Source organism: Oceanobacillus sp. CF4.6, from assembly GCF_051262635.1.
In the GTDB taxonomy this organism is placed as follows: domain Bacteria; phylum Bacillota; class Bacilli; order Bacillales; family Amphibacillaceae; genus Oceanobacillus.
The window spans coordinates 1-14,564 of sequence record NZ_JBIMEX010000011.1; the positions used below are offsets into that span (position 1 = coordinate 1).

The window sequence follows — 14,564 nt, forward strand, 5'->3', positions numbered from 1 at the left end:
GAGGTCACACCTGTTCCCATCTCGAACACAGAAGTTAAGCTCTTCAGCGCCGATGGTAGTTGGGACTTTGTCCCTGCAAGAGTAGGACGCCGCCAGGCAAGTCAAAAAAAGCTGATACAATTTGTATCAGCTTTTTTTTGCGTTTAAAAAGTTAATTTTCAAAAAAGAATTTCTATGAAATGAACTTCTCTCCATTTGGTAAAGAATAAATGCTATGTAAGAATAATTTTACATTTAATTATAATTCACTAAATAATACTTTAGTACAATTGGTAGTAGATATAAATATAATGAACTGGGGGGATTACCATGGAGAAATTGTTTGCTCAATTTTATACAGTAGAATGCAAGTTATTTAAGTATATTAATCAATTCTTTGAGCGTAAACATTTAAATTTATTTTTCCGCACAATTACCCATCTTGGAGATGCTAAATGGACGATTTCTATTTTGCTATTATTCATTCTATTCAGCTCAAAATCAATACAGTTGACTGCAATTGCAAGTGCAATTTCACTGACAATAAGTCATATCCCTGTAGCATTTGCGAAAAGATTATTCCCCCGAAGGAGACCATATATAGCCCTTCCTCAAATAGACGTGATCGATAACCCCCTAAAAGATCATTCTTTCCCTTCTGGACATACGACTGCTATTTTTTCTATAGTGACACCATTTATATTGTTATACCCCATATTGACTATTATTTTAGTTCCAATCGCATTTTTAGTTGGAATATCCCGTATCTATTTAGGTCTTCATTTTCCGTCTGATGTGGTAGTAGGTTGTTTACTTGGTTGGTGGGCTGGAACAATTTCATATGCATTCATGGTGAGTAATTTTATAAATATTTTCCTGTAAAACTACTCATTTAATAGGGGGTAATAAAATGAAAATTGCAATTTTTACAGACACATTTGCACCTGATGTAAACGGTGTGGCAAGAACCTTAAAGCGTTACACTGAATATTTGAATGAAAACAGTATTGAATACCGAGTATTTGCACCTAAAAGTTCTAGCAAAGATTTATTTTCAAAACACGTACTACGTTTTACAAGCTTACCCTTTTTTCTATATCGGGAATGTAGGTTAGCGTTGCCTAATTTATCTTATCTAAAGGAAGAATTATTAAGCTTTGAACCCGATATTATTCATGTTGCTACACCTTTTAATATCGGTTTATGTGGATTGCATTTTGCCGGAAAATTAAATATTCCTATAGTTGGTTCTTATCACACTGATTTTGATAAATACTTAAAGTATTACGATATTCAATTTTTGTCAAAAGTACTATGGAAATATATGCATTGGTTTCATCGTCCACTCAAAAAAATATTTGTTCCGTCTATGGATACACAGAAACAACTACAGAAACAAGGATTTAATAATTTAGCGATTTGGCCACGTGGAGTGGATCATTCTATCTTTCACTCGAATTACGATAAGCATATAATCAGAAATAAATATAATATTAAAGAAAAATATATACTACTTTTTGTTGGAAGAATTTCTCCTGAAAAAGATGTAATGCTTATTCCAGAGATTAATCAAATGCTGGAGGAAAAACAGAAGAATGATATTCACTGGTTATTCGTTGGTGATGGTCCTTTAAAGAATGAATTGGAGAAAAATGCTGCGTCTAATATGACATTTACGGGATTTTTAGCTGGAAAAGAATTGGCCCAAATATACGCGTCATCTGATTTATTTGTTTTTCCTTCTGCTACAGAGACTTTCGGGAATGTGGTGTTGGAGTCGTTGGCATGTGGAACTCCAGTTATTGGTGTAAATGCAGGAGGAGTTCGTTCGATTATTGAGCAAAATGTAACTGGAATACTATGTGAAGAGAAGAATACTGAAGAGTTTGTTAAAGCTATTACAACAGTATTATTAGATAAGGAAAAAAGAGAAATGATGAGTTCTCAAGGAAGTAAATATGCATTGAGCCAGACGTGGGATTCTGTATTTGCTAATCTTTTGGAAGAATATGATGAATTGTTGTCTTATGAGTCATATAAAAATCTTGCATAGAAAAGGGATGAAATGATAAAGCTCATTTCATCCCCTTTTCTATTAAGCTTGAATTTTATCGGTTTCTGTGATATTCCATTTCTTGCTAATACTGTCTGTGATTGATGTGAGGGCTCCATCACCGGTTACGTTACAAGCAGTACCGAAACTGTCTTGTGAGAGGTATAAAGCGATCATTAAGGATAACATTGTTGGGCCGAAGCCGAGCATGGTATCCAATAAACCGATTGCTGCCATAACAGCACCACCTGGTACACCTGGAGCTGCGATCATTGTAACGCCAAGCATTAATAGAAATGGAAGAATGGTTGTGAATGCAATGGATTCACCTTGTAAAAACAATACTGCTAGCGCACAGCTTAAAATTGTTATTGTACTTCCTGATAAATGAATATTTGCTAGAAGTGGAACCGTAAAGTCAGCAGTATTTTCCCGTACCTTTAATGTTTTAGAGTGTTTCAATGTTATTGGAATGGTTGCTGCAGAAGATTGTGTGCCAAGTGCCGTGAAATAAGCTGGTGACATTTTTTTAAGCATTGCCAAAGGATTTTGTTTGCTTAGTGACCCTGCAACTGAATATTGTAATATCAGGTATAAGAAATGAAGTATTACAATCATAATAAAAACTTTTGCAAACACATTTAAGATTGTTGCAACTTGACCAGCATGTGTCATATTGGCGAATATACCAAATATGTGGAACGGTAGTAAAGGAATAATTACCTTTTCGATAACGAGTTGAATAATATCGCGAAAGTCGTTGGATAATTTGAGTAGGGCATCACTTTTAATTGCTGCGATACCGATTCCAACTACAAAGGATATTAGCAGTGCTGTTACAACTTCCATTGGTGGGGCCATTTCCACATTAAAAAATGCTTCGCTTAATCCTTCTGTTGGATCTGTAAAAATTTCCATAGACTGTCCACGAAGTATCGTAGGGTATAGATTTTTTGCTATAAAAAATGCTATTGTTCCTGCGAGAATGGTGGAAGCATATGCAAGTAAAGCAGTGAGACCTAATAGCTTGCCTGCTCCACGTCCCATAAATCCTATTCCTGGAATAATAAACCCAATAATAATCAGTGGAATAATAAAGCCTAGAAAGTTTCCAAATAATCCATTGAACGTTGCAAATAGTTGAATGAACCATTCATTTGCAAAGGATCCAATAATAATACCAAGGATGATAGCGGTAATAATTCGAGCAAGTAAACCAAATCGTTTCATGTTTGCATCCCCCATGTTGCCTAATTTTTATTTAATTTCATAATTATACATACAGTATACCGTTGCTTTCCAGTCTAATTCAAAAGAAAAAATATTTCAAATTATATAAAAAGGGAAGTGCAACATATAGTGTGCACTTCCCTTATCCATCTGATTAACTCATACCATAAGGACCCATACTACCAGAGGCGTTGTTACTATTGTTGGTCCCGCCTAAAAAGGGCATCATTTTCTGTACGGTTTGTCCGAGATTTTGATTATTTCTTGTCATCGAATAATACGTTGCAGCGCCTACACCGACAGAAGCAAGTATTGGTAACCACATCCCATTACGATTTTGCATGATAACATCAATCCTCTCAAGTTTTAAAGTATCAGACAAGATTAGGATGGCACAAAAACCTGAAATCATGCTAGGAATCATATACCATATAACTTGCTTCTTCTGCTGCATTCATTCCTGCAAGTCTGCCTGTGACAAGTGCTGAGGTGATATTATAGCCGCCTGTATAGCCGTGAATATCTAAGATTTCCCCGCAAAAATAAAGTCCACGCATTATTTTCGATTGCATCGTGTTTGGTACTATTTCTTTGATGGATACACCACCACCGGTTACAAATGCTTTTTCGAGTGGGAGAGAGCCATGAACGTTAAAGGTGAAATTTTTGATTGCCTGGACGATGGAGCGCACGGTTTCTTTAGATACGTTGGCGCATTTTTGGTCGTCTCCAACTTTATTTTGAGCTAGAATATAAGTTAAAAAGCGTTCTGGAACAATACCTTTAACAATATTTTTAAAAGCCTTTTTCGGATTTTCCTCCATAGAAGTTAAGATATCTTCCATCAGTTTTTCTTGATCTTTATCTGGCAGGGCATCGAGTACCATCGGGACTTTTTTCTGGCCCTTCATCAATTCTTTTACAACAAATTGCGAACAGCGTAATACTGCTGGACCTGACACACCGAAATGGGTGAAAATCATATCCATTTTATGGGTGATGATCGGTTTTCCTTTTTTATTTAATACAGATAAATCAACACTACGGAGTGAGAGACCTTGCAAACTTTTATTCTGAATAAAGGGCTCTTTGGATGTGAGAGCTACTTCAGTCGGATAAAGCTCAGTGATGGTATGTCCAGCTTTCTTGGCCCAAGCATAGCCATCGCCAGTTGATCCCGTATGCGGAACTGCTTTACCGCCAACAGCAATAACAATGGCTTTCGTTTCCAGTTTTTCGCCATCGGTCAAAATAACGTTGTGCATCGTATCATTGTAATGGACAGCTTCCACCTTTGTATCCATGTTTACGGTGACGTTTAATTCCTTCAATTTATCAATGAGTGCATTCACAACACTTTGTGCCGAATTGGAGACAGGGAACATGCGACCGTGATCCTCTTCTTTCAGTGCGACGCCCATATTTTCAAAGTACTCTATAATATCATAGTTATTAAAAACGGAAAAAGCGCTATAAAGAAACTTACCATTTCCTGGAATGTGCTTGATGACCTCTTCCTGTGGTAGGCGATTGGTTACATTGCATCTACCGCCGCCTGATATGGCGAGCTTCTTGCCAAGTTTTTTTCCCTTTTCGATAAGCAACGTTTTTCCGCCGTGTTCTGCTGCTGATATAGCTGCCATTAAGCCGGACGGTCCACCGCCAATTACGATTACATCATATGTCAATTATATTCATTCCTTTCGTTAGTATAGTACCACTTAACTAGTCTCACTCTCAAATTTTCGTTAAATATAATTATAATTTCGACATAAAATGAGTTTCAGAACGAATGATATTTGAAGAAAGTGCAGATTAAGTGTGATAAAATGAAATTTAGTATAAAAAGAAAAGACACTGCTGACGGGGAAGTCGCAGTTTAAATACGAATGCGAAAAGATGCGGGTGAAATAATGTCGAATATTATAAGAGGCACGATGCTTTTGACGGGTGCTTCGTTTTTATCAAAATTACTGGGGATGCTTTATGTCATTCCTTTTAATGCGCTTGTAGGTGCTGAAGGTGGAACGCTTTATGCTTATGCCTATACGCCATATAGTATATTTATTAGTCTTTCAACGGTTGGGATTCCATTAGCAGTATCCAAATTTGTTTCCAAGTATAACTCACTTGGTGATTATGAGACAGGGATGCGAATGTTCAAGGCAGGAAGTGCACTCATGCTTGGGACTGGAATCATTGCGTTCCTAATCATGTTTCTCGGTGCGGATTGGCTCGCACATTGGATGATTAAAGGAGATGAGGCAGACGTTACTGCTGAAGATGTGGCGTTTGTTACCCGAATGGTGAGTGTAGCATTAATTATCATTCCTTCCATGAGTATTGTCCGAGGATTTTTTCAAGGTCATAATTCGATGGGACCGACAGCTATTTCTCAGGTGGTTGAACAGATTGTCAGGATTGCATTTATTTTAATCGGTGCTTATATCATTCTTCAAGTACTTGGCGGTTCTGTTGTTACTGCTGTAGGATTTTCCACATTTGCGGCTTTCATTGGTGCATTGGGATCCTGTGTTGTCTTGGCTTTTTACTGGAAAAAACGTAAGCCATTCCTGGATAAACAAGTCGCAGAGCAGCGCTATACGTACGATCTTCAAACACGTGATTTATTTAAAGAGTTGTTCCGCTATGCTGGACCATTCGTATTGGTTGGCCTTGCCATCCCTTTATATCAGTTCATTGATCAATTTACATTTGAACCGGCCATGCTTACGAGCGGACGGCAGGATATTTGGGTGGAAGCATATTCGGTTATTAATATGTACGGACATAAGATTGTAATTATCCCTATGACAATAGCGACAGGCTTATCATTGGCAATGCTGCCGAGCCTGACAAAGTCATTTACTAATAAAAATGAACAAATGGTTACAAAGCAAATTAACCAGGCTCTCCAGATTATTTTAGTACTCGTTATTCCAGCTTCTGTTGGGATTGCAATTTTAGCCGATGAAGCTTATGGTTCTTTATTTGGAATGGAAAATATTGAGTTGACAGGTACATTACTTGCCTGGTATGCACCGATTGCATTGCTATTTGCCTTGTTTACAGTAACTTCAGGAATACTTCAGGGGATCGATCAGCAGAATTATGCAGTGTTCAGTTTGGTAGTTGGTCTATTGGCAAAAGTTTTACTAAACAGCCAGCTTATTCAAATGTTCGGTGCAAAAGGGGCCATCTTCGGTACAGCAATTGCAGCCAGCATTGCCGTAATCCTTAACTTTTGGCGAATTAAAACTGCAATTGATTTCAGATTTAAACAAACAATTAAACGCACCATGCTAATTGGTATATTTACGTTGATTATGTGTGTCGTTGTTTGGATACTAAAAGGAATAATGGGGATATTTATCCCTTATGAAGAATCACGTTGGGCAGCTACGGCAATGCTTGCTGTCGGTGCAATTGGTGGTGGATTTGTTTACTTGGCACTTGCCTATTCATCCACATTGTTGGAACGAATTTTCGGTGGAAGGATTCCATTAGTTGGGAGATTTTTAAGACGATAAAGGAGAATGAGGATGCGGCTTGATAAATTGCTTTCCAATATGGGAATTGGAAGCAGGAAAGATGTAAAAACGTTACTTAAGAAGAACCAGGTTACCGTAAATGGAATGTTTGCCAAAGATAGTAGTATGAAAGTAGATCCAACTGCAGACGAGGTATCGGTGAATGGAAAAGTCATACGCTATCAGCAATATATTTATCTGATGATGAATAAAGCGCCTGGCTATGTTTCTGCAACGATGGATAACCGTGAAAAAACCGTAATTGACCTGCTTGGAGAAGACGTAAAGCACTTCAATCCTTTTCCGGTCGGGCGTCTTGATAAAGATACAGAAGGTCTTTTACTTCTTACCAATGACGGTAACCTTGCACATCAACTTGTTTCTCCAAAGAAAAATATCGGAAAAACCTATTATGCAAAGATAGATGGATTCGTAACGGATGAAGATATTGCTACGTTTCAGGAAGGTGTCGTGCTCGAAGACGGCTATCAAGCAAAGCCAGGGGCACTAAAGATTCTGGAGCGTGGAGAAAATTCAGAGATTGAAGTAACAATTACAGAGGGGAAATTTCATCAGGTGAAGCGAATGTTTGAAGCAGTGGGAAAGAAGGTCACCTACTTGAAACGTCTTCGCATGGGGGAATTAAAACTGGATGATACGTTAAATCTCGGTGCTTACCGTGAACTGACGGAAAGTGAGTTAGCGTATTGTTTGTCACTTAAGCCTAAAACATAGTTCCTAGATGATCAAATCAAATTAAATGAGGGATTACAGATGTCACATTACTTTATTGCTATCCACTTGCCGAAAGAATTGCAAACATCTTTATCGTACTGGCAGCATAAGTTAAAAGATCGATTGCCATACAAGCAATGGCCACATAGGGAGGATCTGCACATTACGCTAAAGTTTTTAGGACAAGTTACCGATAATAAAATACAACAGTTACTAAAGGAATTGCAGGCGGTCCAAGATATTCCGGCATTTGATTTGATTGTCGGAGGAATCGGTACGTTTGGCAATCCAATGAAACCTCGCGTCTTATGGGCCGGGGTTGAAGATACTGATCTATTAACTGAACTGCAACATGTCGTGGAGGGCTGCTCCCAGAAAATTGGATTTGAAAAAGAAAACCGGCAATATCGCCCACATATTACGATGGCAAAAAAATGGACCGGAGAGAGTGCTTTATCGGGCGAAACAATAATAGAAGTCCAACAGCAATTTACCGACAAACAGGCAATGCATGTTACAGAAGTTGTATTGTTCCAGATTCATCCAACGAAGTCGCCAAAATATGAGGTTGTTGAGCGGTTTCCGTTGAAGTAGCTCGGGTAGCAATAAAAATGAAGCATGTCTTATTGGCAACCTCGAGTCCGTATTGCGGCACGCTTATTAATTTAGGGAGGTGTCACCAATAGCCCAGCTTATTAAATTACAGGATTATATCTCACGTTACGAGTGGGACACGTTTCGCTACCCAACCCAGTACATACGATTGAAAAAAGATAATTGGAATAAGCTTTACAGCATATGGGAAAACCCTGAATTACTCAATAAACCGGAAACAGAGACAGAACCAGAGATAGAGCAACCAACTATGTCGCGGTTTTCTAGGTTAAAAGCTAAATGGAAACGACCAAAAGAAGAAGCACCAGATCAAGAGCCGGTTCAAGAGAATAGTGAATATAGTGACCTTCCTGACACGGAGTTAGAGCTAAAGCACTATTTTCTCGATAAGCTATTCCGATTCCAAATAAAATGGGCAACATCGACGGTTACGGAAACTTCTTTTGTAAAGGATAATTACTATCGGGACCCACTGCTGAAATATTTGCTGCAACGCTTCCCGGACACGTATTTAATTATGTATTTGCCGATATTTGCAATTAAAAAAGCGCCAGTTGAAACAGAAATCCTGTTAATCAGTCCAATTGGGATTGAAATCATTTATTTTCTGGAGAAAAGCCCGGATACAGTCATCATGGCCGGAGACGAACGAACATGGACACTGGAAAAAGGCAACGAACTTACGAAAATGCTCAGTCCGCTCATCGCACTGAAACGGTCAGAAAATCTTGTGAGCAGTATATTGGCCAGCCATTCGATTGATTTTCCGATTGAAAAAACGGTACTGTCACGGACAAATTCGATTGTCTATGCAACAGAGCCATACCATACAAAGATAATCGGTCAAAAAGATTATCCGAATTGGTTTCAGGAAAAACGGCGTCTTACTTCGCCATTAAAAAATATGCAATTAAAGGCTGCAGAGGTGTTACTGAAAACTTGTCAATCCACTTCCATCAAACGTCCGGAATGGGAAGCCGATAGGGACACCGAAACATTTCAAGACGTGGAGGAATAGGGCATGTACCTATTTATTATTAATCCAAAAGCAGGATCTGGCAAAGCGAAGCGGATTTTCTCCGATCTTCAAAAATGTAAAAGCTATCGCCAAATGAATAGCAAATACTATTACACGGAATATGGAGGACATGGGGAAGAGATTGCAAAGGAAATCAGCAAAGATCCAACCGGTAAGACAATCATTGTTATTGGTGGAGATGGTACCATCCATGAAGTGATCAATGGGCTGACCACAACAGATATTCCGATAGGTTTTATCCCGGGAGGTTCCGGCAATGATTTTGCCAGAGGCTGTGGGATTAAAGGGAAACCGGAACAAATTTTAATACAGATTATAAATAATAAACATCCACTAATCTATTGGATTGGAAACTATAGGCAGGATGATAAAGAAGAACGGGATTTTGTGAATAGCATAGGTTTTGGCTTTGATGCGGAAATAGCAAAAATAGCAAATGAATCCTGTTATAAGAATTTTTTTAATCGGATCGGTCTTGGTACAGTAAGTTATGTTATCGCACTCTTACAGGTTTTGATTTTTTTTAAACCAATGACCGTTACACTGGAACTGGATGGGAGAAAAAAGTTGCTTCAAAATTGCTGGATGGTTTCAATCGGGAATCATCCATATTATGGAGGAGGAATGAAAATCATTCCAAATGCCGTCGTCCAGCCTAATGTATTACCAATTCTTATCATTCATACGATATCCAAATGGAAGGTCTTAGCTCTGTTTATGACGGTGTTTTTCGGGAAACATGAAAACTACAAGGAAGTGGAAGTTCTTGAAGCCAAAACAATGAAAATAGCTTCCGAGCAACCTATCCGGTTTCAGGTGGATGGCCAAACAGACATTTGCCATGCAAGCATGATAAAGAAGCAGGAAGAACCAATAAAAATCAGTGGTTCTTCCTTATATTGACAATGAATATCAGCATTTCGGAAAATCTTATTTGTATTTTAGGACAAATCACTATAAAATATATTATTGAACGCTAATTTTGAAAGATGTGAATAGGTTATGATCGAATGGCTTGGACAAGTATTAGGTATTGGTTGGAAAATAACACCGGCTGGCGGGCTTACAGGTGATGCGTTTGTTGCAGAAAAAGACAACAGACGGCTTTTTTTAAAACGCAACTCATCCCCATTTCTCGCTGTGTTATCTGCTGAAGGAATTGTTCCCAAGCTGATTTGGACGAAGCGGATGGAAAATGGCGATGTCATTACCGCACAGGAATGGCTCGAAGGAAGAGCATTAAAATCTCATGAAATGCAACATCAGCGTGTAGCTGATATTCTTCATAAGATCCATCATTCCACTGAATTATTGCATATGCTCCTCCGTATGGGAAGGACACCTGCCACATCTGATGATAGTCTGGAAAATATCAAGGGCCTCTTGAACTCCAGAGGTCTCATTGAACAACATGTGGAAGTCCAGGAGGCAATTGATTATTTGGAGCAATTACTGCCGAGAACACGGAATCAGGAGCTTGTTGTCTGCCATTGTGATATTAATCATAATAACCTCATTCTTACCGAGGATAACAATATATTCCTTGTCGACTGGGATAATGCGATGATCGCCGATCCAGTTACTGATTTTGGCATGCTGCTGAAACGGTATATTCCAAAGGAAAATTGGAATGAATGGCTGATGAGATACAGCGTTACACCAACTAAGAATCTGTTTGAACGCATGTACTGGTACTTAATTCATGATGCGCTCCAGTTCTTAAGCTGGCATACAATGCGGGATGAACCAGCTAAAGTAATGGAACGGTTGAATGATTTAAAAGAAATCAATGAACAGGTACGCATGTCTATTCTATAGTAGTATTTTGTTGTATAGCACTTATCCAATTATCTAAATTAGTTTTATTCAATGCAATATGTTCCGGCTGACTTTGCGCTGATTCGCCTTGTCTTCCATAATTATAAATATCGGGAAGCAAACTCAACAGCTGTTCATCCGTGATGCTGTGGTTTGCCATCATCGATTTGATTAAACGTTCTATCTGCTGGTATTCACTGACACTGGCGGAAGATCCACTCTGTTGTTCATCTAAAATATCGAGCAGCAATGTTAATTGATTGTTTACGTTAAGCGTCATTTTTATCACCTCAGGAATTAGTTTCGTCTGTTTCAATTTTTCTATTCAAAAAGCAGTAAAGTGAGGGAACGCAATGCGTCAAAGAAATAAACCGTGGGCTGATGACTTTTTAAAGGATAACGACCAGCTTGTTATCCCAAATGCAATGGATTATAAAGGGAAATGGCAATCCGTCTTTAAAAATGATTATCCCATTCATGTTGAAATAGGAACTGGTAAAGGTCAATTCCTTGTTGGAATGGCCAAACAACATCCGAATATCAATTTTATTGGTATAGAGGTTGCAAAAAGCATTATCGTATCCGCTGCGGAGAAAGTCTTGGATTCAGAAGTTGGAAATCTATTACTTTTAAATGAAGATGCAGCCGATCTGCGGGAAATGTTCGCTGAAAACGAAATTGACACCATATACTTGAATTTTTCTGATCCATGGCCAAAAAGTCGCCATGAGAAAAGAAGGCTGACGTACCATACATTTCTGGAGCAATATAAGGAAGTACTGGATACGAAGGGAAAGGTTATTTTCAAAACCGACAACCGTGGATTATTCGAATATTCACTTGTAAGTTTCAATGAATTTGGGATGAAGCTTGAGGAAGTGAGTCTGGATCTTCATGTGATGGAGGATCCCCTAAATATCATGACGGAATATGAAGAAAAATTTGCAGCTAAAGGACAGGTCATTTACCGGAGTCGAGCTAGTTTTTAACGAATTAACGCGGACCATCATAGGTATAATATGATGGTCTTTTCTGTTATGATAATAGTAAGAAAATTTAGTTATTATGGGGTTAGAACTTGAATATAAAAAAGATTTCAGCAGTTATCCTCGGTGCACTCATACTTTTTGGTGTGAGTTATATGGTTTTTGTAGCTGGTGGGGAAACAATTAAAAATAATTATACTTTTGTTGGTAAAAGTAAACATTGGGAAGCTTCTTACAAGGTGAATGCGAAAGAGAAGTTTTATGAACGGAATGGAAGAGGACAATATGACAGCGAGTACGAAGACCAATTTAAACTTATTTTTAAAGGAACCGATAAAGAAATGGCGGAAATAGAGAAATTTCATTATAAATATCAGTCTCCGGCAGGCTCTAGCGATTCGACGATGACATTCGAGGAACCCCGCACCAATAAGGTTTTCAGTAGCGGGGCTTTTCATCAGGGCAGTGCCATTCCAAGGGAAAACCATATCATCGAAGTTCTTGTTCGGTGGGACGGAAATGAAGAAACTTTTGAATTGAAGGTACAGAAATAAGTTATCGTATTGATTACGTCAATGGTCCTGAAAAAAAGCTTGCCTTTTATAGCGAAGTTTGTCATAATAACATCAACAACTTGATTTATACACCTTTAAAACAGTCCTGTGAGTCTGGTAAGGTTTAAGCGGATGATTGTGTGTTTCTGCGCAATCGTCAGGAGACTCATGTCCTGTGCTGCTTTCAAACACCTTGCCAGATCGCCCGGGCAAGGTGTTTTTATATATCTATAAAAGGGAGAGAACGAGATGAAACAACGTGAAATTCAGGTGGATGAACGTTTACCACTATTACAAAGTTTGCCATTAAGTATCCAGCACTTATTCGCAATGTTCGGTTCAACCGTACTAGTACCAATATTATTTGGTGTAGACCCAGCTACCATTCTGCTTATGAATGGCCTTGGAACATTATTATATATTTTTATTACAAAAGGTAAGATTCCTGCATACCTTGGGTCCAGTTTTGCTTTCATTTCACCGGTAATGGCTGTACTGACTACTGGTGGCGGCTATGGAGCTGCATTGGGCGGCTTCTTCGTTGTAGGTATCGTGCTCGTATTGATAGGTATTATTGTGAAATTTGCCGGTACCTCCTGGATTGATGTTATTTTTCCACCAGCGGCAATGGGAGCAATCGTTGCGGTTATCGGACTTGAACTTGTTCCGGTAGCGGCTGACATGGCGGGCTTGGTTGCGGTTCCTGATGTACCAAGAGATACTACAGCAATTACAGTTTCATTGCTAACACTTGGAGCAACGATCATTTACTGGGTAACCATGAGAGGATTCCTAAAAATTATCCCGATCTTACTAGGAATTGTCACGGGTTATATTATTGCAACGTTGTTTGGTATTGTCGATTACACGGCAGTAAAAGAGGCAGCATGGATTCAAATGCCAACATTCTACAAAATTGAATTTAATTGGTCCGATATCCTGATTATTTTACCGGCAGCACTTGTTCTTGTTCCTGAGCATATTGGCCACTTGGTTGTCACAGGGAATATTGTTAAGAAAGACCTTATAAAGGATCCCGGGCTCGACCGCTCCTTGTTTGGGAATGGAATTTCAACAATGATTTCCAGTTTATTCGGATCGACTCCAAACACAACATATGGTGAAAATATTGGGGTACTTGCAATCACACGAGTATATTCCACATGGATTATTGGTGGAGCAGCACTTGTAGCGGTAGTTTTATCCTTTTGTGGGAAATTGGCTGCACTGATTTCTTCCATCCCGACACCGGTCATGGGTGGGATATCCTTACTGTTATTCGGTATCATCGCTGTAAGTGGTCTACGCATGCTCGTTGAACAGCAAATTGACTACAACAACTCACAAAATTTGATTTTGACATGTGTGGTCCTGGCAATCGGTATAAGCGGCGCATCCATACAGATTGGAACAGTGGCACTAAGTGGAATGGGACTAGCAACTGTAGTAGCGATTATCGTGAGCCTGTTCTTTAAATTGCTTGATGTATTGAATTTATCGAATGAATAGATAGTTTAGAGAATAGCAATGAAGTCCTGCGGCAATGCCTGTAGGGCTTTTTTTGATGTGGCACAGCGTGGGTGGGATTTGGGACAGTTGCGCGACGGTAACCGGGAAACTAACTAGGAGTCAAATTATTTAATTCGACAAAATATGACAAAAACCGGGGAGTGACAGGCACCACCCGGTTTTTATTGTTATTGTCTACCTTGTACGCCTGGGCTGTATTGTTTCCGTTGATTTACCCAGATACGATTCTGATTGGAGTTTCCCGGAAATTTCTCTCCGGCACTAAGTTTTATCTGTTGCGGATCATTCACATTACTGCCGGTTTCACCAACCTCGATATAAACCCCGTTATTTGGTGCCTTTTGACCAGCACGAAACTGTGAGCTTTCACCCATAGTAATCACTCCTTATTCAAGGTGTACTTAGTATGAGTTAATCTCTGCACATTAATTCGTGACAGTTATAGGATAATCCAAATGATTGTAAGCTGGAAACAGGTCTAAATCTATTCGACAA

General features: G+C 38.9%; 16 protein-coding genes and 1 rRNA gene. 12 read left to right on the top strand and 5 right to left on the bottom strand.

Annotation, left to right across the window (positions count from 1 at the left end):
• The 3 genes from rrf to ACHABU_RS15380 all read left to right on the top strand — a co-directional run.
• Window positions 1-98, top strand: a 5S ribosomal RNA gene (gene rrf, locus ACHABU_RS15370); the annotation flags it as partial.
• Between the two features lie 211 nt (window positions 99-309).
• A complete protein-coding gene (locus ACHABU_RS15375) occupies window positions 310-861 on the top strand; it encodes a phosphatase PAP2 family protein (protein WP_435765819.1) in 552 nt (183 codons plus the stop codon).
• Between the two features lie 28 nt (window positions 862-889).
• Window positions 890-2,032: a glycosyltransferase family 4 protein gene (locus tag ACHABU_RS15380; protein WP_435765820.1), complete on the top strand. Its 1,143-nt coding sequence runs from the start codon at window positions 890-892 to the stop codon at window positions 2,030-2,032.
• Window positions 2,033-2,074: 42 nt separating this feature from the next.
• Here the strand turns inward: ACHABU_RS15380 and ACHABU_RS15385 are convergent, their stop codons facing one another.
• The 3 genes from ACHABU_RS15385 to ACHABU_RS15395 form a co-directional block, all read right to left on the bottom strand.
• A complete protein-coding gene (locus tag ACHABU_RS15385; protein WP_435765821.1) occupies window positions 2,075-3,262 on the bottom strand; it encodes a dicarboxylate/amino acid:cation symporter in 1,188 nt (395 codons plus the stop codon).
• Between the two features lie 154 nt (window positions 3,263-3,416).
• The gene (locus ACHABU_RS15390) at window positions 3,417-3,605 is read right to left on the bottom strand and encodes a hypothetical protein (protein WP_435765822.1); all 189 of its coding nucleotides are present in this window, start codon (window positions 3,603-3,605) and stop codon (window positions 3,417-3,419) included.
• 70 nt (window positions 3,606-3,675) lie between these two features.
• Complete coding sequence (locus ACHABU_RS15395) at window positions 3,676-4,950, bottom strand: NAD(P)/FAD-dependent oxidoreductase (protein ID WP_435765823.1); 1,275 nt, start codon at window positions 4,948-4,950, stop codon at window positions 3,676-3,678.
• Between the two features lie 225 nt (window positions 4,951-5,175).
• Between ACHABU_RS15395 and ACHABU_RS15400 the strand changes: the two genes are divergently transcribed.
• From ACHABU_RS15400 to ACHABU_RS15425, 6 genes are all read left to right on the top strand, one after another.
• Window positions 5,176-6,792, top strand: a complete 1,617-nt coding sequence (locus ACHABU_RS15400; RefSeq protein WP_435765824.1) for a putative polysaccharide biosynthesis protein — start codon at window positions 5,176-5,178, stop codon at window positions 6,790-6,792.
• Between the two features lie 12 nt (window positions 6,793-6,804).
• The gene (locus ACHABU_RS15405; RefSeq protein WP_435765825.1) at window positions 6,805-7,527 is read left to right on the top strand and encodes a pseudouridine synthase; all 723 of its coding nucleotides are present in this window, start codon (window positions 6,805-6,807) and stop codon (window positions 7,525-7,527) included.
• 15 nt (window positions 7,528-7,542) lie between these two features.
• Window positions 7,543-8,121: an RNA 2',3'-cyclic phosphodiesterase gene (gene thpR / locus ACHABU_RS15410; protein WP_435765939.1), complete on the top strand. Its 579-nt coding sequence runs from the start codon at window positions 7,543-7,545 to the stop codon at window positions 8,119-8,121.
• A gap of 79 nt (window positions 8,122-8,200) precedes the next feature.
• Window positions 8,201-9,160 (top strand): NERD domain-containing protein, encoded by a 960-nt coding sequence (locus ACHABU_RS15415; RefSeq protein WP_435765826.1) that lies wholly within the window; start codon window positions 8,201-8,203, stop codon window positions 9,158-9,160.
• A 3-nt stretch (window positions 9,161-9,163) separates the two neighbouring features.
• Entirely contained in the window at window positions 9,164-10,084 is a 921-nt protein-coding gene (locus tag ACHABU_RS15420; RefSeq protein WP_435765827.1) for a diacylglycerol/lipid kinase family protein, read from the top strand.
• Between the two features lie 99 nt (window positions 10,085-10,183).
• A complete protein-coding gene (locus ACHABU_RS15425) occupies window positions 10,184-10,999 on the top strand; it encodes a phosphotransferase (protein WP_435765828.1) in 816 nt (271 codons plus the stop codon).
• Here ACHABU_RS15425 and ACHABU_RS15430 read toward each other — a convergent pair.
• On the bottom strand, window positions 10,989-11,279 hold the full coding sequence (locus tag ACHABU_RS15430; protein WP_435765829.1) for a YtzH-like family protein: 291 nt from the start codon (window positions 11,277-11,279) through the stop codon (window positions 10,989-10,991). The genes ACHABU_RS15425 and ACHABU_RS15430 overlap by 11 nt on opposite strands.
• A gap of 73 nt (window positions 11,280-11,352) precedes the next feature.
• Between ACHABU_RS15430 and trmB the strand changes: the two genes are divergently transcribed.
• The 3 genes from trmB (at window position 11,353) to uraA (ending at window position 14,048) form a co-directional block, all read left to right on the top strand.
• Window positions 11,353-11,988 (top strand): tRNA (guanosine(46)-N7)-methyltransferase TrmB, encoded by a 636-nt coding sequence (gene trmB, locus ACHABU_RS15435; protein WP_435765830.1) that lies wholly within the window; start codon window positions 11,353-11,355, stop codon window positions 11,986-11,988.
• Window positions 11,989-12,077: 89 nt separating this feature from the next.
• Window positions 12,078-12,539 carry a hypothetical protein gene (locus tag ACHABU_RS15440; protein ID WP_435765831.1) on the top strand — a complete coding sequence of 154 codons (462 nt, stop codon included), beginning with the start codon at window positions 12,078-12,080 and terminating at the stop codon, window positions 12,537-12,539.
• 249 nt (window positions 12,540-12,788) lie between these two features.
• On the top strand, window positions 12,789-14,048 hold the full coding sequence (gene uraA, locus ACHABU_RS15445; protein WP_435765832.1) for a uracil permease: 1,260 nt from the start codon (window positions 12,789-12,791) through the stop codon (window positions 14,046-14,048).
• A gap of 188 nt (window positions 14,049-14,236) precedes the next feature.
• Here uraA and ACHABU_RS15450 read toward each other — a convergent pair whose 3' ends face one another.
• Window positions 14,237-14,443, bottom strand: coding sequence for a YjzC family protein (locus ACHABU_RS15450; protein WP_435765833.1), 207 nt, complete (start codon window positions 14,441-14,443; stop codon window positions 14,237-14,239).
• Window positions 14,444-14,564 lie beyond the last annotated feature (121 nt).

Coding starts and splice junctions, on each gene's coding strand:
- ACHABU_RS15375 (WP_435765819.1), top strand. CDS start 310: ATGGAGAAATTGTTTGCTCAATTTTATACAGTAGAATGCAAGTTATTT.
- ACHABU_RS15380 (WP_435765820.1), top strand. CDS start 890: ATGAAAATTGCAATTTTTACAGACACATTTGCACCTGATGTAAACGGT.
- ACHABU_RS15385 (WP_435765821.1), bottom strand. CDS start 3,262: ATGAAACGATTTGGTTTACTTGCTCGAATTATTACCGCTATCATCCTT.
- ACHABU_RS15390 (WP_435765822.1), bottom strand. CDS start 3,605: ATGCAAAATCGTAATGGGATGTGGTTACCAATACTTGCTTCTGTCGGT.
- ACHABU_RS15400 (WP_435765824.1), top strand. CDS start 5,176: ATGTCGAATATTATAAGAGGCACGATGCTTTTGACGGGTGCTTCGTTT.
- ACHABU_RS15405 (WP_435765825.1), top strand. CDS start 6,805: ATGCGGCTTGATAAATTGCTTTCCAATATGGGAATTGGAAGCAGGAAA.
- ACHABU_RS15420 (WP_435765827.1), top strand. CDS start 9,164: ATGTACCTATTTATTATTAATCCAAAAGCAGGATCTGGCAAAGCGAAG.
- ACHABU_RS15425 (WP_435765828.1), top strand. CDS start 10,184: ATGATCGAATGGCTTGGACAAGTATTAGGTATTGGTTGGAAAATAACA.
- ACHABU_RS15430 (WP_435765829.1), bottom strand. CDS start 11,279: ATGACGCTTAACGTAAACAATCAATTAACATTGCTGCTCGATATTTTA.
- trmB (WP_435765830.1), top strand. CDS start 11,353: ATGCGTCAAAGAAATAAACCGTGGGCTGATGACTTTTTAAAGGATAAC.
- uraA (WP_435765832.1), top strand. CDS start 12,789: ATGAAACAACGTGAAATTCAGGTGGATGAACGTTTACCACTATTACAA.
- ACHABU_RS15450 (WP_435765833.1), bottom strand. CDS start 14,443: ATGGGTGAAAGCTCACAGTTTCGTGCTGGTCAAAAGGCACCAAATAAC.